At 73.5% G+C, this 23,871-nt stretch carries 22 protein-coding genes; 15 read left to right on the forward strand and 7 right to left on the reverse strand.

Annotated elements, in window-relative coordinates:
* Positions 1–35 precede the first annotated feature (35 nt).
* The 7 genes from ACFC1T_RS12875 to ACFC1T_RS12905 form a co-directional block, all read right to left on the reverse strand.
* Positions 36–1,676, reverse strand: coding sequence for an FAD-dependent monooxygenase (locus tag ACFC1T_RS12875; RefSeq protein ID WP_375887275.1), 1,641 nt, complete (start codon positions 1,674–1,676; stop codon positions 36–38).
* 102 nt (positions 1,677–1,778) lie between these two features.
* A complete protein-coding gene (locus tag ACFC1T_RS12880; RefSeq protein ID WP_375887277.1) occupies positions 1,779–2,786 on the reverse strand; it encodes a 3-oxoacyl-ACP synthase III family protein in 1,008 nt (335 codons plus the stop codon).
* Between the two features lie 230 nt (positions 2,787–3,016).
* On the reverse strand, positions 3,017–3,484 hold the full coding sequence (locus ACFC1T_RS12885; protein WP_375887278.1) for a MarR family winged helix-turn-helix transcriptional regulator: 468 nt from the start codon (positions 3,482–3,484) through the stop codon (positions 3,017–3,019).
* Between the two features lie 67 nt (positions 3,485–3,551).
* Positions 3,552–4,037 (reverse strand): MarR family winged helix-turn-helix transcriptional regulator, encoded by a 486-nt coding sequence (locus ACFC1T_RS12890; protein ID WP_375887281.1) that lies wholly within the window; start codon positions 4,035–4,037, stop codon positions 3,552–3,554.
* 102 nt (positions 4,038–4,139) lie between these two features.
* The gene (locus tag ACFC1T_RS12895) at positions 4,140–5,111 is read right to left on the reverse strand and encodes an aldo/keto reductase (RefSeq protein ID WP_375887284.1); all 972 of its coding nucleotides are present in this window, start codon (positions 5,109–5,111) and stop codon (positions 4,140–4,142) included.
* Positions 5,112–5,206: 95 nt separating this feature from the next.
* Complete coding sequence (locus ACFC1T_RS12900; protein WP_375887286.1) at positions 5,207–6,157, reverse strand: aldo/keto reductase; 951 nt, start codon at positions 6,155–6,157, stop codon at positions 5,207–5,209.
* 151 nt (positions 6,158–6,308) lie between these two features.
* A complete protein-coding gene (locus tag ACFC1T_RS12905; RefSeq protein WP_375887288.1) occupies positions 6,309–7,871 on the reverse strand; it encodes an MFS transporter in 1,563 nt (520 codons plus the stop codon).
* Positions 7,872–8,184: 313 nt separating this feature from the next.
* On the opposite strand from ACFC1T_RS12905, the gene ACFC1T_RS12910 reads away from it, so the two are divergent.
* The 15 genes from ACFC1T_RS12910 (at position 8,185) to ACFC1T_RS12980 (ending at position 23,855) form a co-directional block, all read left to right on the forward strand.
* A complete protein-coding gene (locus ACFC1T_RS12910) occupies positions 8,185–8,979 on the forward strand; it encodes an AfsA-related hotdog domain-containing protein (RefSeq protein ID WP_375887290.1) in 795 nt (264 codons plus the stop codon).
* Between the two features lie 79 nt (positions 8,980–9,058).
* On the forward strand, positions 9,059–9,748 hold the full coding sequence (locus tag ACFC1T_RS12915; RefSeq protein WP_375887293.1) for an HAD family hydrolase: 690 nt from the start codon (positions 9,059–9,061) through the stop codon (positions 9,746–9,748).
* Positions 9,749–10,033: 285 nt separating this feature from the next.
* Positions 10,034–11,017, forward strand: coding sequence for a zinc-binding alcohol dehydrogenase family protein (locus ACFC1T_RS12920; protein ID WP_375887295.1), 984 nt, complete (start codon positions 10,034–10,036; stop codon positions 11,015–11,017).
* A 364-nt stretch (positions 11,018–11,381) separates the two neighbouring features.
* Positions 11,382–11,636, forward strand: a complete 255-nt coding sequence (locus ACFC1T_RS12925) for a hypothetical protein (protein WP_375887298.1) — start codon at positions 11,382–11,384, stop codon at positions 11,634–11,636.
* 80 nt (positions 11,637–11,716) lie between these two features.
* Positions 11,717–13,072, forward strand: coding sequence for an LLM class flavin-dependent oxidoreductase (locus ACFC1T_RS12930; RefSeq protein WP_375887300.1), 1,356 nt, complete (start codon positions 11,717–11,719; stop codon positions 13,070–13,072).
* Between the two features lie 41 nt (positions 13,073–13,113).
* Positions 13,114–14,283 carry a pyridoxal phosphate-dependent aminotransferase gene (locus tag ACFC1T_RS12935; RefSeq protein ID WP_375887303.1) on the forward strand — a complete coding sequence of 390 codons (1,170 nt, stop codon included), beginning with the start codon at positions 13,114–13,116 and terminating at the stop codon, positions 14,281–14,283.
* The gene (locus tag ACFC1T_RS12940) at positions 14,273–15,238 is read left to right on the forward strand and encodes a 3-methyl-2-oxobutanoate hydroxymethyltransferase (RefSeq protein ID WP_375887305.1); all 966 of its coding nucleotides are present in this window, start codon (positions 14,273–14,275) and stop codon (positions 15,236–15,238) included. Before ACFC1T_RS12935 ends, ACFC1T_RS12940 begins: the two co-directional genes overlap by 11 nt.
* Positions 15,235–16,533, forward strand: coding sequence for a diaminobutyrate--2-oxoglutarate transaminase (gene ectB, locus ACFC1T_RS12945; RefSeq protein ID WP_375887307.1), 1,299 nt, complete (start codon positions 15,235–15,237; stop codon positions 16,531–16,533). The genes ACFC1T_RS12940 and ectB overlap by 4 nt, the downstream gene beginning before the upstream one ends.
* Entirely contained in the window at positions 16,530–17,531 is a 1,002-nt protein-coding gene (locus ACFC1T_RS12950) for a diiron oxygenase (RefSeq protein ID WP_375887310.1), read from the forward strand. Before ectB ends, ACFC1T_RS12950 begins: the two co-directional genes overlap by 4 nt.
* Positions 17,531–18,772 (forward strand): MFS transporter, encoded by a 1,242-nt coding sequence (locus ACFC1T_RS12955; protein ID WP_375887313.1) that lies wholly within the window; start codon positions 17,531–17,533, stop codon positions 18,770–18,772. The genes ACFC1T_RS12950 and ACFC1T_RS12955 overlap by 1 nt, the downstream gene beginning before the upstream one ends.
* Positions 18,773–18,798: 26 nt before the next feature.
* On the forward strand, positions 18,799–19,671 hold the full coding sequence (locus tag ACFC1T_RS12960) for an NAD(P)-dependent oxidoreductase (RefSeq protein WP_375887315.1): 873 nt from the start codon (positions 18,799–18,801) through the stop codon (positions 19,669–19,671).
* Positions 19,668–20,981 (forward strand): ATP-grasp domain-containing protein, encoded by a 1,314-nt coding sequence (locus ACFC1T_RS12965; protein ID WP_375887318.1) that lies wholly within the window; start codon positions 19,668–19,670, stop codon positions 20,979–20,981. The genes ACFC1T_RS12960 and ACFC1T_RS12965 overlap by 4 nt, the downstream gene beginning before the upstream one ends.
* A complete protein-coding gene (locus tag ACFC1T_RS12970; protein ID WP_375887320.1) occupies positions 20,978–21,466 on the forward strand; it encodes a flavin reductase family protein in 489 nt (162 codons plus the stop codon). Before ACFC1T_RS12965 ends, ACFC1T_RS12970 begins: the two co-directional genes overlap by 4 nt.
* A 100-nt stretch (positions 21,467–21,566) precedes the next feature.
* On the forward strand, positions 21,567–22,814 hold the full coding sequence (locus ACFC1T_RS12975) for an acetyl-CoA carboxylase biotin carboxylase subunit family protein (protein ID WP_375887322.1): 1,248 nt from the start codon (positions 21,567–21,569) through the stop codon (positions 22,812–22,814).
* A gap of 6 nt (positions 22,815–22,820) precedes the next feature.
* The gene (locus ACFC1T_RS12980; protein ID WP_375887323.1) at positions 22,821–23,855 is read left to right on the forward strand and encodes a ketopantoate reductase family protein; all 1,035 of its coding nucleotides are present in this window, start codon (positions 22,821–22,823) and stop codon (positions 23,853–23,855) included.
* Positions 23,856–23,871: the final 16 nt, after the last annotated feature.

Genomic DNA, 23,871 nt, shown 5'->3' on the forward strand with positions numbered 1-23,871 from the left:
GGGTAGGGGTCGGCGGGCGGGGCCAACGGGCGGGATCAGCGGGCGGGGTGGTGCAGGGCCTCGTCCAGCAGGGCGGTGACCCGGTGCGCCTCGTGCAGCGGGAGCCGGGCGTGGACGTGCTGGTCGGGGCGGACCAGCACCACGGAGCCGCGGCCGGACCCGCGGCCGGCGGTGCGGCCGGACGACCCGCGGGCGGGGTCGGGCTCGGCCGGTGCGCCGTCGTGCAGGGTGCCGGTGGCGTCCAGCACCCGGACGTCCAGCAGCCCGGGGTGGCGCTTCTCGGCCTGCTCCAGGGCGCGGGCGACCCGCGGCGGCAGGGCGGTTCCGGGCAGTTCGACCAGCAGGGTGTGCTGGAGGTCGGAGACGGCCTCGCGCAGCGACAGCCGGCGGCCGAGCCGGCGGTCCCAGACCTGCCGGTCGGGGGTGAGCGCCCCGGGCACGAAGCGGTGGCCCCAGAGCTTCCAGCTGCGCAGCCTGGTCTCCCGGCCCTCGCCGTAGACGGTGCGCAGGCCGGCCAGCCAGGGGATGTAGTCGAGGTCGAACAGGCCGAACCGGGAGGCGGCCGCGGCGGCCCGGTCGCGGGCGGTGACCTGGGCGGGCTTGCGCAGCAGCCAGGCGCGGGTCTGCAGGTCGGCCTGGCGGACGACGGCGCGGGCGACCTGGGTGCGCTCGGTGTGGTAGCTGTCGAGCAGCGGTGCGCCGGCCTCGCCGCGCCAGACCAGGGCGAGCTTCCAGGCGAGGTTCTGGGCGTCGGTGACACCGGTGTTGAGGCCCTGGCCGCCGGCCGGGCTGTGGATGTGGGCGGCGTCGCCGACCAGGAACACCCGGCCCTCGCGGTAGCGCTCGGCGTGCCGGGCGTGCACCGCGAAGGTGCTGGTCCAGGCCGAGTCGCGGAGGGTGAGGCCGCCCGGGCCGCGCTCGTCCACGACCTGCTGCATCAGCTCCAGGGTGGCGTCCTCGGGGGCGAGGCCGGGCGGGAGCGAGGTGAAGACCCGGGAGCGGCCGCCGGGCAGTCCGATGATTACCAGCACGCCGCGCGAGGAGCAGAAGTAGTGGGCGGCGTCGTGCTTGAGCGGGCCGTCCACGTAGGCGTCGACCAGCATGAAGGTGTTGGGGTAGGTGAGGCCCTCGAAGCTGAGGCCGAGCAGCTCCCGGACGGTGCTGCCGGCCCCGTCGCAGCCGAGGACGTACGCGTACTCGGCGCGCCGCTCGGCGCCGTCGGCGCCGCGCAGCACGGCGACCACGTGGTCGGGGTGCTGCTCCAATCCGGTGAGCGCGGTGCCGCGTTCGACCTCGCCGCCGAGCCGGGTGACGGCGGCGCCGAGCAGGTCCTCGATCTCGGGCTGGGGGAGGATCACCGGCTGGGCGCGACCGGTCAGGTCGAGCGTGGCGATCGGGCGGCCCTCGGAGTAGTAGTGGAAGGCGTCGACCGGCAGGCTGCGGGCGGCGGTGCCGGCCGGGTCGGCGAGCCGGCGCAGCACCTCCAGGGTGCGCGGCCAGACCAGCAGGGCCTTGGTGAGCGGGGAGGGGGCCGGGGCGCGGTCGACCAGGTGGATGTCGACGCCGCGGCGCAGCAGTTCGGCCGCGGAGGTGAGTCCGACCGGGCCGGCGCCGACGATCAGGACGGGCCGTCTGCCGGTGGGGCGGGGGGCGGTGGGGTCGGCGCTGCTGGTCACGTCTCTTCTCTCGTACGGGTGTCGGGCGGGTGCCGGGCCGGTTGCGGTGCGGGCCCCGTCGTCGTCAGGGGAGGTCGTTCGGGGGCGGGCGGTGCGCCTGGACTACGCGGCGGCGTGCCAGCGCAGCAGGCTGCTGCCGATCGACATGCCGCCGCCGAAGCCGGAGAGCAGCACCAGTTCGCCGTCGCGCAGGGCGCCGGCGCGGTTGGCGGCGTCGAGGGTGATCGGGACGGAGGCGGCGCCGGTGTTGCCGTACTCGGCGACGGTGAGGTGGGTGCGGGCGCGCTCCAGGCCGAGCGAGGGCAGGATCTCGGCCAGCATCTGGCCGTTGGCCTGGTGCGGCACGAAGTGGTCGACCTCGGTGCCGGTGCGGTCGGCCCGGCGGAGCAGCTCCTTGACCGTGAGCGGCAGCCGGTCGGTGACGAACTCGCGGACCTCGCGGCCGTTCATGGCGAACCAGTGGTCGCCCTCGGCCAGGCTCTCGGGCGAGGCCGGTCTACGGCTGCCGCCGGCCGGGACCCGGATGGTGCGGTGGTGCCGGCCGAAGGTCTCCAGCAGGGAGGTCTCGATGCCGTAGCCGGCCGGGACGGGGCCGAGCACGACGGCGCCGGCGCCGTCGCCGAACAGGATCGCGGTGCGGCGGTCGGTGGGGTCGATGATCCGGGAGTAGACGTCGGCGCCGATCACCAGCGCGTGGCCGCCGTCGGCGATCAGGCGGTGGGCGGTGTGCAGGGCGAAGGCGAAGCCGCTGCAGACCGAGTTCAGGTCGAAGGCGGCGGCCTGCTCGGCGCCGATCAGGTCCTGCACGATGGCGGCCGTCGCGGGCTGCGGGTGGTCGGGCGTGGAGGTGGCCACGACGATGTGGTCGAGCTGGCCGGGGCGGATCCCGGCGTCGGCGAGGGCGGCCCGGGCGGCGTGCGCGGCGAGGTCGGAGGTGGCCTCGCCCTCGGCGGCGTAGCGCCGCTCGCTGATGCCGGTCTTGCGGTGGATCCACTCGGCGGTCACGCCGGCCCGGGAGCCGACCAGGGTGTTGTCGACGGCGTTCGCGGGCAGGTGCGACCCGGTGCCGAGGATGCCGATGGACGACGCGTGCTGCTGCGCTGTCTGCATGATCGATACAGTATCAGAGGCCTGACTTAGGTCAATGCCTTATCCAGTATCGCAATGTTAATGAATGGGTGGACCATAGGCTGTGTCCGAAGCATGAGGCTTCCGGGGCGCGGGGCGCGGGGCGTCCGGCCCTGGACATGGGAAAGGCCGCCCCCTCGACGCCCCGGGTGGTGATCGGGCGTCCAGGGGGCGGCCTTCCGCCCCGTACTGCGGTGCTGCCGCGGTGCGGCTCAGTCGGTCTTGCGCAGAGCCGCCGCCGAGCGCTCCAGCAGCTCGCGCAGCTGGGCCTGCTCGGTGTCGTCGAAGGCGTCGGTGAGCCGCTTCTCGACCCCGCGGGCCAAGGTGTCGGCCTTCTTCGCCAGTGTGCGGCCGGAGCGGGTGAGCTTGGCCACGAGCACCTTCTGGTGCACGCTCGACGTCTCACGGGTGATGAGGCCCTTGTTCTCCAGATTGGTCAGGATCGTGGTCATGGTCTGCGGCGTGACCATGCACTCCCGGGCCAGCTGCGCCCCGGACATTCCGGAGGACTGCTGGAGCACGAGCAGGGTCACGTACTGCGGAACCGTCAGGTCGACGGTGCGCAGCGCGCGGGTCTTCTCGCCGATCAGCGCCTGCTCGGCCCGCTTGATGGCATGGCCCAGGCGGTCGTGGAAATCGAGCGGAGCTGAGTTCGGCTGGTTGGAGCTGTTTTCGGTCACAGTGATCGCATCCCTGGCTGCCCCCCACGGCGGATTATTCGGACTTTAAGGTACATCAGTGGGCTGATCAGTCGCTACGTACGAACTGATTCGGGCCAACCGGGTCGGCTTCCGGTACGGACACCGCTGCCACGGCGCGCCGCAACAGTGAGCGGAAAACCACCACCTCCTCCGCCAGGAACGAGCTGACCAGCCGTTGTTCGGCCGTGTGCTCGGCCGCCTCGCCCCGGACCGTCAGGGCCCGGCCCTCCTCGGTCAGCCGCGCGGTGAAGACGTGCGAGTGGACCGAGGAGACCTGCCGGCGGACCAGCCCGCGCCCCTCCAGGGAGGCGAGCCGGGTGGCCATGGTCTGCGGCGTGACCAGGCAGTGCCGGGCCAGCTGGGCCCCGGACGCGTCCGGGTGCTCGGCCAGTACCCGGAGGGTCAGGTACTGCGGCACGGTCAGGCCGACCGTGCGCAGCGCCCGGCCGCGCGCGGCCATCATGGTCTGCTCGCACTGCTTGAGGAGGTGTCCCAGCCTTCGGGAGGGGACGTCCTGGTCGGGGGGAGCCACGGGGCCTCCTCGGTGGTCGGAACCTGAACTGCTACTCAGAACCTTAATACTTCGTAGAGCCCTGATTGACAACTCGGAAAACGAACTCGTCTGCGGGGCAAGTCAGTAGCGGGTTCCGACCGGAGCCGGGAGGGAGTCCAACGCGGCCAGATCATCGGCGCTCAGCAGGACCTCGGCGGCCGCGGCGTTCTGCTCGATGTGGAGCCGGCGGGTGCTGCCGGGGATCGGCACGACGTGCTCGCCCTGGGCCAGCGTCCAGGCCAGGGCGACCTGGGCGGGGGTGGCGCCGTGGCGGGTGGCGACCTCCTGGATGCCGTCCGAGATCCGCTGGTTCTGCGCCCGCGCCTCCTCCTGGAAACGCGGCAGCCGGGCCCGGAAGTCGTCCTGGTCCGGCGCGTTCTCGCCGTCGAAGCGGCCGGCCAGGAAGCCCCGGCCGAGCGGGGAGAACGGGACGAAGGCGGCGCCGTTGGCCTTGCACCAGGGCAGGACCTCGGCCAGCGGGTCCCGGCTCCACACCGACAGTTCGGACTGCACGGCGCCGACCGGGGCGATCGCGTGCGCCGCGTCCAGCTGGCCGGCGGAGACCTCGCACAGGCCCAACTGCACGATCTTGCCCGCCTGCTGGAGCTCGGCCAGGGCACCCCAGCTCTCCACCAGCGGGACCCTCGGGTCGACCCGGTGCAGGTAGTAGACGTCGATCCGGTCGGTGCCCAGCCGGCGCAGCGAGCCCTCCACCGCGGCGCGCAGGTGCTCCGGCCGGCCGTCGGCGGACACCTGCACCGAGCCGAGGTGGGACTCCGGGCCGGCCTTGAGGCCGCCCTTGGTGGCGAGCACGACCTGCTCGCGCAGCCCGCCGCGGAGGGCCTCGCCGAGCAACTCCTCGTTGGTGAAGGGGCCGTAGAGGTCTGCGGTGTCGAGCAGGGTGATGCCGAGGTCGACGGCGTGCCGGATGGCGCCGATCGACTCCTCGGTGCTCTGCAGCTGGGAGGTGTACACCCAGTTCATCCCCATGCAGCCGAGGCCGATCGGGCCGACGGCGGGTCCCTCGGCGCCCAGGGTGCGCTGCTGTGCCATGGAAGGTCTCTCCTCGTGGTTGGTGCGGGTCGGGGGTGGGGGCGTGCGGGCGGGGGTGGTGAAGCGGGCTGGGGAGGAGCGCGGGTGACGGGGTGTCAGTAGCGCGAGCCGACCGGGGCCGGCGCGGAGTCCAGCTCGGTCAGGTCGGCGTCGGACAGTCGCAGGTCGGCCGCGCCGGCGTTCTCGGCGAGGTGGCCGATCCGCTTGGTGCCGGGGATCGGGACGACCTGCTCGCCCTGGGCGAGGGTCCAGGCCAGGGCGACCTGCCCCGGGGTGGCGCCGTGCCGCTCGGCGACCCGCCGCAGGGTCTCGACGATGGCGAGGTTGGCGGCGAAGGCCTCCCGGGCGAAGCGCGGGTTGGCGGTGCGGTAGTCGTCCGGCGCGAAGGCGTCCGGGCTGGTGTAGCCGCCGGTGAGGAAGCCGCGGCCGAGCGGGGAGTACGGGACGAAGGCGGCGCCGTGGGCCGAGCACCAGGGCAGCACGTCGGCGAGCACCTCCCGGCTCCACAGCGACAGTTCGGTCTGGACGGCGGCGACCGGGTGGACGGCCTGCGCGGCCGCCAGCTCCTCGACGCCGACCTCGGAGAGGCCGATGCCGCGGACCAGGCCGGCCTCGACCAGTTCGGCCATCGCGCCCCAGGACTCGGCCAGCGGGACGTCCGGGTCCACCCGGTGCAGGTAGTACAGGTCGACGTGGTCGGTGCCGAGGCGCTTGAGCGAGGCGCGGATCGAGGCGTGGATGTGCTCGGGGCGGCCGTTGCGGTACATCGGCCGGTCCGGCTCCTGGACCAGCCCGACCTTGGTGGCCAGGACGGCCCGCTCCCGGCGGCCGGCCAGTGCCCGGCCGAGCAACTCCTCGTTGCTGTGCGGGCCGTAGACGTCCGCGGTGTCGATCAGGTTCATGCCCTGGTCGAGGGCGTGGTGGACGACCTCGACCGAGGCGGCCTCGTCGTAGCCGCCGGTGGTGTAGAAGTCGGTCATCCCCATGCAGCCGAGGCCGATGGCTCCGACGTCGAGGCCGGTGGGGCCGAGCTGGCGGCTGTGCATGATCTCTTCCTTCGCGGTGGTTCGGGGGTGCAGCGGGTGCAGCGGGTGCGGGAGGTGCGGAGGCGGAGCGGTCCGGGCGGGGCGGCGGGTTCACCGCGCCCCTCCCGGACCGGTCGCTCGGGTCTGGCCGTCAGGCCGGTCGAGGCGGGCGTCAGCGCCCGGCGCCGACCGGCTCCGGGGCCTGCTCGGCCTCCGGGGCGGTCACCGCGGAGGCGGCGGCCTTGCGGTCACGGAGCATCACGGCGATCAGCGGGGCGCTGAGCGCGGCCACGCCGGCCAGGATCCACAGCACGGTGCGCAGCGCGTCGGTGTAGCCGTCGGCGAGGAAGGTGTGGAAGGCCTGGCGGCCGGCCTCGGCGACACCGGACTCCGGGTCGGCCAGGTTGCCCTGGGCGACCTTGGCGGCGAGGCCGTCCGGGTTGCCGGTGAAGCCGCTGCCGTAGGAGTCGAGGTTCTCGGAGACGTTGGAGCTGACCAGGCTGACCAGGACGGAGCCCATGCCGGCGATGGCGATCGCCTCGCTGGCCAGGCGCATGGTGTTGAACATGCCCGCGGCCATACCGGCCCGCTCCGGCGGGACGGAGCCGATCGCGGCGCCGTCCAGCAGGCCGAAGGAGATGCCGACGCCGGTGCCGATGATCAGGAACGGGCCGATCAGGCCGGCCACGCCGATGCCCGGGTGGATGGTGGTGAGCCAGGCGGCGCCGCCGGCGACCAGCAGCAGGCTGACGGCCAGCAGGGTGCGGACCGAGATCTTCTGGGCGAGGCGACCGGCGATGATCGGGAAGACCAGCACGGGGGCGGTGAGCAGCAGCATCACGGCGCCGGCCTCGGAGCTGCTGAACCGGTTGGCGCCCATGAAGTAGGAGGGCAGGAAGACCAGCAGGCAGACGAAGCCGAAGGCGAGCGCGACGGGGACGAAGCAGATCGCGACGAAGCGGCCCTGGGTGAACAGGGAGATGTCGAACATCGGGCGCTCCTGGCGCAGTTCGACGATCACGAAGAGCGCGAGCAGTAGCACGAAGCCGGCCAGCAGGCCGAGCACGACGGGGCTGGTCCAGCCCTGCTGGGGGCCCTCGACCATGGCGAGGGTGACCAGCGCGAGGCTGGTGGTGAAGGTGACGGTGCCGCCCCAGTCGACGCCGCGGGCGCCCGGGTCACGGGACTCGGTGATCCGCGGCAGGGCCAGCAGCAGCGCCAGGTCGATCGCCGCGTGCAGCAGGAAGACCGAGCGCCAGCCGAAGGAGGAGACCAGCAGGCCGGAGGTGGAGGGGCCGAGGGCGAGTCCGACGCCGAAGGAGGAGCCGAGGACGCCGAAGGCCTTGGCCTGGGCGGGCCCGGAGAAGGTGGTGGCGAGCACCGCGCTGCCGGCGGTGAGCACCGCGGCGGCGGCCGCGCCGGCCAGCAGGCGGGCGCCGTCCAGCAGGTAGATGTTGCTGCTCAGGCCGCTGACCAGGGAGCAGAGGCCGAAGAGCGTGATGCCGATGCCCAGCATTCTGCGGCGGCCGACCAGGTCGGCGATGGCGCCGCAGGCGAGCATGAAGCTGGCGAAGGTCAGGTTGTAGCCGTTGACCACCCACTGGAGCGGTCCGAGGCCCGCGCCCAGGTCGGTGGCGATCTTCGGCAGGGCCACCGAGGCGCCGGTGAGCGAGGCGGGGAGCAGCCCGCCGGCGATGCACACCGCGGCGAGCGTGGTGCGTGGGTAGCTCTTCATGGGTCGAGGACTCCGATGTCGAAGGTGTCGATGAGTTCGATTAGCAGCAAGAACCCTGGTTGGTATCAGGGTTCTTACTCATGGCAGAGGACGCTATAGGTTCGCCGTGGCGGCCGTCAAGGCGGTCGGTCGACCTCGCATCGGGATTCTTGAGGAAGTCTTGATATGAGACAGGGTCGTAAGCTGTCTACGAATGCTGATACTGTCCTGGGCAGCTGGCCTCCCGTCAGGAAGGCGGGAGAGGGCTGCAATTCAGCCTTTTGCCTGTTCAGAGACGCGCGCCACGCGCACTTCATGTGATGGGGGCATTGACATGACGCATCGGACCGAGGTTCTGTACCTGGTCGGCGACCGCTTCGGCGCTCTGGCCACGAACGACGGAGTGGCCACCGCGGGTGGGTTCGTCAAGGAGCTGCGGGCGGGGCGCTACAGTGACCCCGAGCTCCGCCTGACGCTGATCAACGGTCAGGGCATGAGCTCGTACGAGTGGGACTGGGTGGCCCGTGAGATCACCCGCTACGGTGCGGCCGAGCGCATCTCGGTGCCCGAGCTGCAGCCGAGCCTGGCCTACCGGGACGAGGCGCACAAGCACCGCGAGCAGAACGTCCTGATCGCCGGCCTGCGCCAGATCGACGCGCTGCGCTACCAGGCGGACCTGAGACTGGACAACGACAACGAACTGCTCCTGGACCACACCACCGGCCAGCACATCCAGGGCATGATCATCATCGAGGCGGCGCGGCAGATGTTCCTGGCCGTCACCGAGCGGTTCTACGCCTCGGCCTGGCCGGAGCGGCAGTACTACTACGTGATCAAGAGCTTCGACACGGACTTCGAGAACTTCCTGTTCCCGCTGGACGCCACCGTCGACTACGAGATCCTCAGCGCGAGCATCGACAACCCCGAGCGGCTGTCCTTCGGCGTCGAGATCGCCGTCCACCAGGGCGGCGCCCGCGCCTCGCTGTCCCGGGTCGAGTTCACCGCCTTCGAGAGCGACGTCATCTCGCAGAAGGAGGGCAAGCGCGCGGCCCGCACCGTCGAGCAGGTCCGCCTCGCCCGCACCGAGCAGGAGCGGGAGGGCGAGCTGGTCGTCGCCGGCTCGCGCTGACCCAGCCCACCCGGCCCGACCGGCCGCGGACTCATCCCGGACGGACCCCGGACGCCATGACGAACCCCAGGAGCACCCAGTGACCCGCCCGACCGGCCCCGCGGCCTTCTTCGACGTCGACGAGACCTTGATCAACGTCAAGAGCATGTTCGACTTCCTGGCCTTCCGGTACCGGGTCGAGGGCCGCCCGGAGTCCGACTACGCGCGGGACCACGGCGCCCTCCGCCGGCTGGCGGACGGCGGCGTGCCGCGCGAGGAGGTCAACCGGGCGTACTACCGGCTGTTCACCGGCGTGCGGGAGGCCGACCTCGCCGAGCAGGGCGAGCAGTGGTTCCGGCAGCGGACCGGGGAGGGGGAGCTCTTCCACGCCCCCGCCCTGGCCGCCTTCCGCCGGCACACCGAGCAGGGCCACCACACCGTCCTGGTCTCCGGGTCCTTCCCCGGCTGCCTGGACCCGATCGCCCGGTACGTCGACGCCGGCACCGTCCTGTGCAGCCGCCCGCTGGTGGCCGACGGGATCCTCACCGGTGAACTGGAGCGGCCGATGATCGGCGCGGCCAAGGCCGTCGCCGCCCGCGAGCTGCTCGACCGGGGCGGCTTCGACCCGCGGGAGTGCCACGCCTACGGCGACCACTCCTCCGACCTCGACCTGCTCCGACTCGTCGGCCACCCCACGGTGGTGGGCGACGACCCGGTGCTGACCGAGCACGCCGACCGCGGGGGCTGGAGCCGGCTGCCCGGCCTCGGCCACGGCGCGGCGCAGCACTGACCGACCGACCGACCCACCCCCCCCGGCGCCCGCCCGGGTCCCCCCGGCCCGGGTGGGCGCCCCCCGACCGACCCGGTCCGCTGTTCGGCGGCTCGACGCGCCCCGCAAGGACGCGAAGCGGCTCGAAGCGGACCGGTCCGGTCCACCGAAGTACCCCGCTGTGAGCGGAAGTTCACGCAGTACCCGGCAGTTCACGCGGTGCGCCGCGGTCCACGCGGCTCGCCGCGGCGCCGGCAGACCAGTAGCAGCAGCAGTTCGACAGCACAGCAGCCAGGAGGCATTCCCATGCGCGCCATTCGTTTCGACAGCTACGGCGGCCCCGAGGTCCTGACCCTCGTCGAGGTGGAGATCCCCGAGCCCGGTGCGGGCGAGGTGTCGATCGACGTGGAGTACGCGGGCGTCAACTTCGCCGAGGTGATGTTCCGCCGCGGCCAGTTCCAGCCCGGCACCCCGCACGTCCCCGGCCTGGAGGTCACCGGGACCGTCCGCGCCGTCGGCGAGGGCGTCACCACCCTGCGCCCCGGCCAGCGGGTCTCCGCGATCACCCTGGCCGGCGGCGGCTACGCCGAGGTCGCGGTGGCCCGCGAGCGGCTGACCGTCGCCCTCGACGGCGAGCTGGACGCCATCCCCGGCCCGGTCGCGGCCGCCTTCCCCTGCAACCTGCCGGTCTCCTGGGCGATCCTGCACGACGTGGCCCGGGTCCGCGAGGGCGAGAGCGTCCTGGTGCTGGCCGGCGCCGGCGGCGTGGGCAGCGGCGCCGCGCAGATCGCCCGCAACCTGGGCGCCGGCGCCGTCTACGGCGCGGTGAGCACCGCCGACAAGGCCGCGTTCGCCAAGGAGAAGTTCGGCTACGACGAGGTGTTCACCTACGACGAGCTGGAGGAGCGCCTCGCCGAGGTGACCGGCGGCCGCGGCGTCGACATCCTGCTGGACTCCATCGGCGGCCCGCTGCGCGCCAAGGCCCTGGACCTGCTGGCCCCGCTCGGCCGCCACGTGGTCTTCGGCAACGCCTCGCAGCAGGACCACACCTACGAGGCCAACCAGATGTGGTACACCGCCAAGACGGTGGCCGGCTACAACATCGGCGGCCTCGCCGACCAGCAGCCCGACCTGGTCCACGGCCACCTGGTGGAGGCCGCCCGCCAGCTCGCCACCGGCGCCGTCCGGATCGAGACCACCGAACTCGCACTGGAGGAGGCCGTCAAGGCGCACGAGATCCTGGAGGCCCGCGGCTCCACCGGCAAGCTCGTCCTGCGCGTCAAGGCCTGACACCCGGCCGCCTGTACCAAGATCCAAGAGACAGGCCCCGAGGGCCGCCTCCGCCATCCGGCGGGGGCGGCCCTTCGGCGTTCCCGCACGCGCGAGCCCGTCCGGAAGCCCGCCCGAAGGACCCGCCCGGAGGCCCACGCGGAACCGCCGTCCCGGGGGCCGTGAGCGCAACCCCCTTCTGGAGTCCTTCTGATCGCCTTTCGACACTCGGGCCGCGGCGGAGGCCCCGTGAAAGGTGGTTGGAAAGCGCACCGGTCTGGACTGGTCCCAGCCGGGGCCGCCCGGCGGAACCGGACCGGGACCACACCCCGGGCCGGGCGAAGGCGCACGACAGCACAGCGAACAGCACATGGGGGAGAGCGCAATGACGAAGACCCGGATCATGATCCGCACCGTGCTCGGCCTGGCGGCCGGCGCGATGGCGGTCGGGGTGGTCCTGGCGGTCGCCGGCCCGGGCAGCGGGTCGGTCGACGACACCCACTGGGGCATGGCGCACTCCTCGGCCGACACCCACTGGGGTGCACCGGTGCCGGTCGCGGACGACACCCACTGGGGTGCGCCGGTCACCGACGACACCCACTGGGGTGTGACCGGGCCGGAGTTCGCCCCCGGCGAGTGAACGACCGGCGAGTGAACGACGGGCGAGTGAACGACCCGCGGGGTCGGGACCGATCGTCAACGGACAGGGAGGAAAAGGTCATGGGCGGGACACGCCGGATGATGAAGCTGGGGGCGTTCATGCTCGTCCCCGGGTACCACGTCGCCTCCTGGCGGCACCCGGCGGCGCGGGCCGACGGCGGCCTGGACTTCGGCCACTACCGGGACCTGGTGCGCACGGCCGAGCGGGCCAAGTTCGACATGTTCTTCGTCGCGGACGGCGTCGGCATCCGCACGCCGTACCAGGACGCCGACGAACTCAGCCGCTGGGGACGGTTCCTGCAGTTCGACCCGATCACCCTGCTGTCCGCGCTCTCGGTGCACACCGAGCGGATCGGCCTGGCCGCGACCGCCTCGACCACCTACAACGAGCCGTTCCACCTGGCCCGCAAGTTCGCCTCGATCGACCACCTGAGCGCGGGCCGGGCGGCCTGGAACATCGTCACCTCGGTGACCGACGCCGAGGCCCGCAACTTCAACCGGGACTCCCAGCCGGACCACGGCGCCCGCTACCACCGGGCCCGCGAGTTCATGGAGGTGGTCACCGGGCTGTGGGACAGCTGGGAGGACGACGCCTTCCTCTTCGACAAGGACGGCGGGCAGTTCTTCCGGCCCGAGAAGCTGCACGTCCTCGGCCACAAGGGCGAGCACTTCTCGGTCGCCGGCCCGCTCAACGTGTCCCGCCCGCCGCAGGGCTACCCGGTGCTGATCCAGGCCGGCGCCTCCGCCGACGGCCAGGACTTCGCGGCCCGGTGGGCCGAGGTGATCTTCACCGCCAGCCAGACCCTGGAGGAGGGGCAGGCCTTCTACCGGGCGATGGGCGAGCAGGTCCGGGCGCACGGGCGCGACCCGGAGCAGGTGAAGATCATGCCGGGGCTGTTCCCGGTGGTCGGCCGCACCCGCGCCGAGGCCGAGGACAAGTACGCCGTACTTCAGGAACTCGTCGACCCGGTGGTCGGGTTCGGCCTGCTCACCCAGCTGCTCGGCGACGTCGACGTCTCCGGCAGCCCGGTGGACGGCCCGCTGCCCGAACTGCCCGAGACCCAGGGCAGCACCAGCCGGCAGCGGCTGGTCTACGACAAGGCGCGGCGCGAGGGGCTGACCATCAAGCAGCTCTACCAGTCCGTCTCCGGGGGCCGCGGCCACCGGGTGCTGATCGGCACCCCGGAGGAGATCGCGGACGCGATGGAGGAGTGGTTCACCGGCGGCGCGGCCGACGGCTACAACGTGATGCCGCCGGTGCTGCCGGACGGCCTGACCGACTTCGCCGACCTCGTCGTCCCCGAACTCCAGCGCCGCGGCCTGTTCCGCACCGAGTACGAGGGCACCACGCTGCGCGAGAACCTCGGCCTGGACCGCCCCGCCCACGGCGCCGCCGCCCGCGCCGAGAACGTCTGAACAGCTCGCACGTCATCCGAGAACCCGAGGAGCATCCGAGCATGCCGTCACTGGCACGAGACCTCAGAGAGATTCCCCCCTCGCCCCTGGTCCAGGTCGAGGAACTGCTCAGCCGCAGCGGCGACCTGGCCCCGATCGGCCTGCACCAGGGCAAGACGGTCTTCGAGCCCTGCGCCCGCCCCCGGCCGTGGAACGCCGAGGAGTTCGCCACCGCCGCCCACCAGCACGCCCCGCCCGGCGGCGTCCGACAGCTGCGCGAGGCCTTCGCCGAGCACCTGGCGGCCCGCCGCGGCAGCCCGGTCGAGCCCGCGCAGGTGCTGGTCAGCAACGGCGGCACCCACGCCATCTCGGTGCTGCTGCACGCGATCCTGGGCCAGGGCGACGAGGTGCTGGTGCTGTCCCCGCAGTGGCTGTTCGCCACCGGCCTGGTGTGGGCGGCCGGCGGGGTGCCGCGCGAGGTGCCGGTCTTCCTGGAGCTCAGCGCCGACGCCGACTTCGACTTCCTGTCGGTGATCGAGCGGGCGGTGACCGACCGCACCCGGGCGATCTACTTCAACAACCCCAACAACCCGACCGGCTACCGGCTCAGCGAGGCCCAGCTGGCGGCGCTCACCGAGCTGGCCGAGCGGCACGACCTGTGGCTGATCGCCGACAACGCCTACGAGAACTACGACTTCACCCGGACCGGCTTCGTCGACCCGGCCACCGTCGGGCGGGCCGCCGAGCGCACCTTCTCGGTGTACAGCTGCAGCAAGACCTACGCGATGCCGGGCGCCCGGGTGGGCTTCCTGGTCTCGCCGCCCGGCCTGGCCGAGGCGCTCACCAAGTGGTCCCTGCACTCGCTCTACTCGGTCTCCACCGCGGCCCAGTTCGCCGCGTACGAGGCGCTGCGCACCCCGGCCGAGGAGCTCACCCGCCGCCGCGACCGGGCCGCCGCGGCCTGGTGGCTCGCGGACTCCAAGCTGGAGGTCCCGCACACCGCGGTCTCCGGCGGGCTGTACACCTTCCTCGACCTGGCCGCCTACGGCGACGGCGAACGCTTCGTCCGCCGCTGCGCCGAACTGGGCGTGGGACTGGCCCCCGGCCGGGTGTTCGGCGCCCACTGCGCCGACTGGGCCCGGCTCTGCTTCACCGCCGCCACGCCGCCGCTGGTGGCGGAGGCGATCGACCGCATCAACAAGATCTACGGGGAGGGCATCGATGAGCACTGACACGGTGGTCCTGGAGCATTCCGGCCTGGCTCCGTTCCTGCGCCGCTACGACGCGCCGTCGCGCGTCGGCCTCAAGGTCAACGCCTACCGGGGCTACGAGGTGGAGGGCCTGGCCCGGGCGCTGGAGGCGCCCGAACTGGCCGACTGCCCGCTGGAGTGCGTGATGGTCGGCGACTCCTACTTCATGACCCACCTGGGCCGCCCGAGCACCGCGCTGGCCGACGACGCCGAGCGCGAGTGGGCGATGGCCACCCTGACCGGGCTGGTCGCCGAGGTACGCGAGGCGATCGACGCGCACTTCCCGGCCCACCGCCGGCCCTTCCTGCTGGCCGACCTGCCGGACGGCGCGACCGCAAGCCCCGCGGCCGCCCTCGCCGCCGGCGAGCGGTTCCGGGCGGCGGGCGCCGACGCGGTGAAGGTCGAGCTGGCCGGCGACGGCGACCTCGACTGCCTGGAGGCGCTCGCGCTGACCGGCGGCACCACCCTCGGCCACCTCGGCTACACCCCGCAGCGCGGCGAGCTGAGCCGGCACGGCGACAGCGTCGAGGACGCGGAGCGGATGTTCGCCCAGGCCCGCCGGGTGCGGGACGCGGGCGCGGCCGGCCTGATCGTCGAGATGGTCAGCGAGCCCGTCAACCGGGCGCTGAGCCGCCCGCACGCCGCCGGCATCCCGCTGTACTCGGTGTTCAGCGGCCGGGCCGAGTGGGGCGGACAGAGCCTCAACGTCTGGGACGCGGTGGTCCGCCCGGCCCGCGGCGGCCGGTTCTTCCCGCCGACCGCGGTGATCGAGGCCGCCGAGGCCCCGACCCGCTACACCCCGGACCTGATCGCGGACCGCCTGCGCGAGCTGATCGGGCTCACCCTGGACGGCAGCTTCCCGCTGTCGCCGCGCACCGTCCTGACCCCCGAGGAGACCGAGCGGATCTCCGCGACCGAGCCCTGGAGCGCCCGATGACGACCACCCTGCCCACCGGCCCCTCCTCCGGCACCGAGGTCTTCGACCAGCTGGAGTCCGCGATCCGCACCTACTGCCGGCGCTTCCCGGCGGTCTTCACCCGGGCCAGCGGGCACCGGATGTGGGACGAGGACGGCCGCGAGTACCTGGACTTCCTGTCCGGCGCCGGCGCGCTGAACTACGGTCACAACCCGGCCGACGCCCGCCAGGCGCTGGTGGACTACCTGCTCGCGGACGGCCCGGTGCACGGGCTGGACCTGCACACCGGCGCCAAGCGCCGCTTCCTGGAGCGCTTCCAGGAGGTCGTGCTGGCCCCGCGCGGCCTCTCCTACCGGGTCCAGTTCACCGGCCCGACCGGCACCAACGCGATCGAGTCCGCGTTCAAGACGGCCCGCCGGGTCACCGGCCGCACCGACATCGTCGCCTTCACCGGCGGCTTCCACGGCCTCTCGCTCGGCGCGCTCGCCGCCTCCGCCACCGCCTTCAAGCGCGACGCGGCCGGCGTCCCGCTGGGCAACGTGGTGCGGATGCCGTACGAGGGCTTCGCCGGCGAGGGCGTCGACACCATCGACTACCTGACCCGGATGCTCGACGACCCGGGCAGCGGCATGGACAAGCCCGCGGCCTTCGTGGTGGAGACCGTGCAGGGCGAGGGCGGCCTGGCCACCGCGACCCCCGAGTGGCTGCGCCGGCTGGCGCAGGTCGCCCGGGAGCGGGACATCCTGCTGATCGTCGACGACATCCAGGCCGGCTGCGGCCGGACCGGCACCTTCTTCAGCTTCGAGGAGTCCGGCATCACCCCGGACCTGGTGTGCCTGTCCAAGTCGATCAGCGGCTACGGGCTGCCGATGGCGCTGGTGCTGGTCAAGCCGGAGCTGGACCAGCTCGGCCCGGGCGAGCACAGCGGCACCTTCCGCGGCAACAACCTGGCCTTCGTCACCGCCGCCGCCGTCCTGGACCACTGGGCCGACCCGGCGTTCACCGAGGGCCTGGCCGCCCGGGTGAAGGTGCTGGACGGCCTGCTGGCCGACCTCGCCCGGCGCTTCGCCGCGCTCGGCTGCACCCCGCGCGGCCGGGGCCTGATCCGCGGCCTCGGCTTCACCGACCCCGCCCTCGCGGACAAGGTCTCGCGCGCCGCGTTCGCCGCCGGGCTGCTGGTGGAGACCACCGGTGCGCGCGGCCAGGTGCTCAAGATCATGCCGCCGATCGTGCTCGCCGAGGACCGGCTGACGCACGGCATCACGCTGCTCGCCGACGTCATCGACGCGGTGTCCCGCAAGGAGGAGGACCGATGACCGATCTGCTGCACGACCTCGACACCCCCGGCGCCCCGGAGGCCGCGGACGGGCCCGACGACCACGCCCACGGAATCGACGAGACGGTGCTGCGCCGGCTCGCCGCGTCCTGGCCGCGCCGCGCCACCGTCCGCACCGACCTGGACCGGATCACCGACCCGGACCCCGCGGAGTACGACGCCGCGCTGCCCGACTACCCCGAGCGGCTGCTGCCCTTCGCCGAGCACCCGCTCTGGCTGGCCGCCACCCCGGAGCAGCGGCGGACCGTGCAGACGCTGGCCTGGCTGGTCTACAACGAGCGGGTCATCGCGGCCGAGGAGTACGTCGCCAACCCGACCTTCGCGATGATCATGCACGGCGTCTTCCCCGGCGCCGACGGCGTGCACACCAAGCGGGCGGTGCAGCAGACCCACGTCGACGAGGTGTGGCACACCTACATGCACATGGTCGCCATGCAGCGCACCCGGGAGCTGCGCGAGGTGACCGCCGAGCCGGCCTACCCGCACACCGTCACCTACCGGCGGCTGCTGGAGGCCGAGGCCAAGGTCTCCGAGAAGTGGGAGCGCGACCTCCTCAAGCTGGTCTGGACGACCGTCTCGGAGATCAGCGTCAACGCCTACCTGGAGCTGCTCTCCCGGGACGAGACCGTCCAGCCGCTGCACGCGCTGGTGCCCCGGCTGCACGCCCGCGACGAGTCCGCCCACTCCTCCGTGATGGTCGAGGTCGCCAAGGGCCTCTACACCCACCTGAACAAGGAGCAGCAGCGGGCCTTCGTCGGCGCCCTGCCCGAGGCCCTGAACGCCTTCGTCGCCCAGGACTTCGCGGTCTGGCCCGGCATCCTCAAGCACGCCGGGTTCGAGAAGGCCGACGAGATCGTCGAGGACTGCCGGCGGGCCGCGGGCAGCAACCTGCTGGTGCGCGACTTCTCCGGCATCCGCCGGATCGTGCGCGAGATGGAGCTGACCGAACTGGTCGACTTCGACTTCGGGGTCGAGTGATGCGGCGGCCGGTCGGTCTGCGGGAGCTCTCCGCCGAAGGGCGCCGACTGGCCCTGGCCGCACTCGTCCAGTCCCTGGGCATCGGCCTGTTCACGGCCAGCTCGATCGCCTGGTTCACCCGGCACGTCGGGCTGTCCGCCAACCAGGTGGCGACCGGCCTCGCGGTGGCCGGCGCCGCCGCCCTGGCCGGCTCGCTGCTGGCCGGGGTGCTCGCCGACCGGCACGGCGCCCGGCGGGTGCTCGCCACCGTGTACGCGGGGCGCGGACTCTGCTTCCTCGCCTTCGCGTTCGTGACGGACCTCTGGCAGTACCTGCTGGTCACCCTCTTCTCGGTGGCCTTCGACCGGGCCGGCCCGCCGGTGCTCCAGGCCCTGGTCGCGGCCGCGCTGCCGCAGCAGCGCGACCGCAGCCGGCTGCTCGGCCTGGTCAACGTGGTGCGCAACATCGGCCTGGGGCTCGGCGCCATGGCCGGCGGGGTGACGCTCACCCTCGACACCGTCGAGGCGTACCGGATCACCATGGTGCTGATCACCGCGGCGTTCCTGGGCGGCGCCGTCCTGGTCCTGCGGGTGCCCGCCCCGCCCCGACCGGCCGCCGCCGCCACCCCCGTCGGCGGCGGCCCCCGGGCCCTGCCGGACCGCCACTACCTGGCGCTGACCGGCCTGAACTTCCTGTTGTCCTTCTTCGACGTGCTGCTGCTGGTGGCGATGCCGGTCTGGGTGCTGGACCACACCACCGCCCCGCACGCCACCGTGTCGGTGCTGTACGCGCTCAACACCGTCCTGGTGGTGGTCGCCCAGCTGCCGGTGAGCCGGCTCGCCGACGAGGTGCGGCGCAGCAGCCGGATGCTGCTGTGGGGCGGGATCGCGCTGGCCGCCTGCAGCCTGTGCTTCGCCGCGGCGGGCGCGGTGCACGGCGCGGCGTCCGTCCTGATGCTGGTGCTGGCGATCGTGGCGCTGTCGGTGGGCGAGGTGGTCAGCACCTCGGCCACCTGGAGCCTGTCCATCGAGCTCGCCCCGCCCGAGGCGCGCGGCCGCTACCTGGCCGTGTTCGGCCTCGGCCTGGCCGGCCAGCGGGTGCTCGGACCGGTGGTGGTCACCGGGCTGCTGCTCGGCTCCGGCGCGGTCGGCTGGATCGGCGCGGCCGCGGTGTTCGCGCTGACCGGTGCCGCGGCGGAGCGGGTCGCGCTCGCCGGGCACGCCAAACTCCCGTCCCGGGAAACCGAATTGACGACAACGTGATGGATGCGAACGTAGGGAGACCGACCATGCGGATCGGATTCGCCGGACTCGGGACGATGGGCGGCGGCATGTGCCGGCGCCTGGCCGAGGCCGGTTTCGAGGTGGCGGCCTTCGACCTGGACGCCGCCGCCGCCGAACGGGCGGCCGAGCAGAGCGGCATCACCGCCGCGGCCGCGCCCGCCGGCCTGGCCGCGCCGGTCGTGGTCACCATGCTGCCGGACGGCGCCGCCGTCCGGGCCGTCGCCGAGCAGCTGCTGCCGGCCATGGCGGCCGGCTCGGTGCTGGTCGACACCGGCTCCAGCGACCCGGCCGACACCCGGGAACTGCGCGAACTGGCCGCCCGGTACGGCGTGCACGTGGTGGACGCCCCGGTCTCCGGCAGCCCGGCGGCGGCCCGCGGCGGCGAGCTGACCCTGATGGCGGCCGGCGACCCGCAGGCCCTCGACCTGGCCGAGCCGGCGCTCACCACCCTCGGCCGGGTGTACCGGGTCGGCCCGTCCGGCGCCGGCCACGCGTTGAAGGCGCTGAACAACCTGCTGTCCTCGGTCAGCCTCGCCGCCACCGCCGAAGTCCTGCTCGCGGGGCGGGCGTTCGGCCTCGAACCGGCCGTCATGCTGGAGGTGGTGAACGCCTCCACCGGCCGCAACCACGCCTCCGAGACCAAGTTCCCGGCGCACGTGCTGACCGGCACCTTCGACTCCGGCTTCGCCCTGCGGCTGATGCTCAAGGACCTGCGGATCGCCGACCGGCTGCTGGCGGACGCCGGCGGCCGCTCCGACCTGGGCCGGGCCTGCCGGGCGCTCTGGGAGGACGCCCGGGAGAAGCTGCCGGAGCAGGCCGACAACGTCGAGCTGGTCCGCTGGCTGGAGTCCGAGGCCGGACGGGAGCTGCGGTCATGAGCGAGCGCACCAGCCCCGCCGAGGGCGCGCCCGCGCCGCGGATCGCCGTGATCGGCGGCACCCCCGCCACCCTGCGCAAGGTGCGCGCCGCGGGCTTCGAGATCGTCTGGGTGTACGGGCCGCAGGAGCTGGACCCGGCCGGCCTGGCGCACGTCGCCGAGGCCTACCTGACGGACTACCGGGAGCCCGCCGCCGTCGCCGAACTGCTCGCCACCGTGCACCGGTCCCGCCCGCTGGTCCGGGTGGTCTCGATCATCGAGGACGGCCTGGAGCCGGCCGCCGCCGCGACCACCCGGCTCGGCCTGCCCGGCAACGGGCTGGACCTCGTCCAGGTGCTCCAGGACAAGCTGGCCTTCCGCACCCTGCTCGCCGAGCGCGGCGTGGACGCCGTCGCGGCCCGGATCGGGCACGGCACCGAGGACATCCGCGCCTTCGTGGCCGAGCACGGCCCGACCGTGATCAAGCCGCGCTACGGCTCCGGCAGCCTCGGGGTGCGCTTCGTCGAGGACCTCGCCGCCGTCGACGAGGCGGGCGCCTGGGCGGCCGGCTTCGGACTGCACTCCTTCCTGATGGAGCAGTTCCTGTCGGGCACCGAGATCAGCGTGGAGACCTTCAGCTACGCCGGCCGGCACGTGGTGCTCGCCTTCACGGCCAAGGAGAAGCTCGCCTCCTTCGTCGAGGTCGGCCACACCCAGCCCGCCCCGCTGGAGGACGCCACCGCCCGCCGGGTCGAGGACCTGGTCTTCGCGATGCTCGACACCGTCGGCCTGGCCGACGGCCCCGCGCACACCGAGGTGATCCTCACCGAACAGGGGCCCCGGCTGGTCGAGTCGCACAGCCGGCGCGGCGGGGACCGGATCACCGACCTGGTGAAGGAGGTCTACGGGATCGACACCGACGCCCTGGCCTTCCTCTGGTACGCCGGGCGCACCGACCCGGTCCGGCCCGGGGAGCCGTCCTGCGGCGCCTCGATCCGCTTCCTGACCGCCGAACCCGGCGTGGTCGCCTCGGTCGAGGGCCTGGACGGGGTGCTCGCCGACCCGGCGGTCGTCGACGCCTCGGTGAGCGTCGCCCCGGGCGACACCGTGGTGCCGATCGCCTGGTCCTACGACCGCTGCGGCCTGGTGCTGGCCCGCGGCCGGGACGGCCGGGACGCGGCCGAGCGGGCGAGCGCCCTCGCCGCCCGGATCGCGATCCGGACCGCGCCCGCCGAGACCGGCCCGCCGGCCCGCACCCTGGCCACCATCGCGGCCCGCCCGGACCGGCTGGTCGGCGCCGCCCCGGCCCCCGGCCCGGGGGTCGCCGAGTGAGCGTCGACGCCAAGGAACTGCGCGCCGCGCTGCGCCCGCACGCGGCCGGGATCGCGGTGCTCACCGCGCCCGGGCCGGTCGGGGTGACGATCACCTCCTTCACCTCGGTCAGCGCCAGCCCGGCCCTGGTCTCCTTCGCCCTGGCGGAGACGTCCAGCACCTGGCCGCGGGTCCGGGACAGCGAGTGGTTCGGCGTCCAGATCCTCGGCGCCCACCAGCAGGAGCTGGCCCGGCTGTTCGCCACCCCGGGCGCCGACCGCTTCGGCCCGGACACCCGCTGGCACCCCGGGCCGCACCAGGTCCCGCTGCTCGACGGCTGCCTGAGCTGGCTGGTCTGCACCCGGCACGACGTCCGCACCCTGGGCGACCACCACGTGGTCACGGCCGCCGTCACGGAGGTCCGCCGGGGCGCGCCGGGCGACAGCCTGGTCCACCTGCACGGCGTGATGCAGCCGGTGGACCAGCCCGCCCTGGCCAGGAGCTGACCCCGGCGCGGGAGTTGACCCCCGGCGCGGGAGTCGGCCCCCGTCGGGAGTTGACCCCGGCCGGGAGCCGGCCCCCGCCCACCATCCGACTGGAGGAGCAATGGAGACGGAAGCACGACCGCCGCAGCAGCCGGCCACCGGGGCGACCGCCCCGCACGCCCTGGTGCTGGTGGACAGCGACCACGCCGACACCCCGTACGACGTCTGGGCGGCCGAACTCGGCGTCCGGCTGACCCTGCTGGTCTCCGAGGAGAAGTACCCGCAGTACGCCCACCTGCCGGCCGCCCGGTCGATCTCCGGCTACCACGGCGGCAGTGAACTGGAGCGGGTGGCCATGGAGTTGGCCGACCAGGACTTCGCCGCGGTGATCGCCCGAGGCGAGCGGGACGTGCTGCGGGCCGCCCGGCTGCGCGAGCTGCTCGGCCTGCCCGGCCAGCACTGGGACAGCGCCCTGGCCTTCCGCGACAAGGTCCTGATGAAGACGATGCTGCGCGAGAAGGGCCTGGACGTACCGGAGTTCGCGCCGGTGCGGGTCGCCCTCGACCTGTTCGGCTTCCTCCGCGAGCACGGCTACCCGGTGGTGGTGAAGCCCGCTCTGGGCTCCGGCTCCAAGGGCACCGTGGTGCTGCGCGACGAGGCCGACCTCACCGAACTGCTCGCCGGGGGCCTGCCCGAGCACGCCGAGGTGGAGCGCTTCGTCGACGGCCGGATGTACGTCGTCGACGGCCTGGTCACCGAGGGCCGGTTGGCCGCCGTGTTCGTCTCGCACTACCTCAACGACTGCCTCACCTTCCACTCCGGCGGCTACCTCGGCTCGGCCCAGATGAACCGGGGCGAGCCGCTGGTGGAGCGCCTGATCGAGTACGCCGAGACGGTGCTGGCGGTGCTCCCGACGCCGGACTGCACCAACTTCCACCTGGAGGTCTTCCTGACCCCCGACGACCGTCTGGTGCTCTGCGAGGTCGCCAGCCGGACCGGCGGGGCCCGCACCACCGGGGCGATCCGCGCCGCCACCGGCTTCGACCTGGACCAGCGCTGGTTCGCCGCCCAGCTCGGCGAGCGGATCCCCCGGGCCGAGGAGCTGCGGGCCGTGCCGCCGGGCGGCTCCGGCGGCTGGGTGCTGTTCTACCCCGGGCAGGGCCGATTGACCGGGCTGCCGCAGGACCCGCCGTCCTTCGTGGTCGAGGAGCGGATCAAGGGCACGGTCGGACACCGCTACCACGGCGGCGAGAAGTCCGGGGACTACCTCGGCGGCTATGTGATCATTGGCCGGGACGCGGCCGAAATCGCCGCCAACGCCGATGAGTTGGCCGCGTGGTACGCGAACGGGATCAGCTGGGAGGAGTAGGAGTCGATGGACGAGCGGTACATCGTGATCGGCGCCGGGGCGGTCGGCGGCGTGGTCGGCGCGCGGCTGCACCGGGCCGGGCGGCAGGTGGTCCTGGTCGCGCGCGGCGAGCACGGCGCGGCGCTGCGCGAGCACGGGCTGACCGTGCACGGCCCGGCGGGGGCGGACACCGCCCGGATCCCGGTGGCCGCCGGTCCGCAGGAGGTCGAGCTGCGCGAGGGCGACGTCCTGCTGCTGGCCGTCAAGACCCAGGACACCGCGGCCGCGCTGGCCGACTGGGCCGACCGCCCGGTCGGCCCGGCCGGTGCGCGGGCCGGCGCCCGGCTGCCGCTGGTCTGCCTCCAGAATGGGGTGGAGAACGAGCGGCTGGCGCTGCGGCACTTCCGCCGGGTGTACGGCGCCATGGTCGTGCTGCCGGCCGCCTTCCTCACCCCGGGCGAGGTGCGCACCTGGTGCGGGCCGCGCACCGGCGCCCTGGTCCTGGGCCGCTACCCGGACGGTGTCGACGACACCGTCCGGCAGATCGCCAGGGACCTGCACCTGGCCGACTTCCGGGCCGTGCTGGACGAGGACGTGCTGTATTGGAAGTACGGCAAGCTGGTCGACAACCTGGCCAACGCCGTCGACGCGCTGTGCGGGCAGCGGCCCGGGGCCGAATCCGCGGAGCTGGCCGCCCGGGCGCGGGCCGAGGCCGTCGCGGTGCTGGAGCGTTCGGACATCGCGTTCGCGACGCCCGAGGAGCTGACCGAACTGCGCCTCGGCGCGGTCGAGCGCCGGCCGTCGGACCCGGGGGCCGGGCACGGCTCGACCTGGCAGAGCCTCAAGCGGGGCGGCCGGTCCGCCGAGGTGGACTACCTGAACGGGGAGGTCGTGCTGCTGGGGCGCGGCTGCGGGGTGCCGACGCCCGTCAACGAGCTGCTCCAGGAGCTGGTGCACCGCTGGGTACGGGAGCGCCGCGAGCCCGGCAGCCTGGCCGTGGCGGAGCTGGCCGAGCTGATCGGGCGGGCGGCGGACGAACAGCCCCTCGCGGCAGGACAGTAGGCAGGACGGGCCGGGC

It is taken from the genome of Kitasatospora sp. NPDC056076, from assembly GCF_042266305.1.
In the GTDB taxonomy this organism is placed as follows: Bacteria; Actinomycetota; Actinomycetes; order Streptomycetales; family Streptomycetaceae; genus Kitasatospora.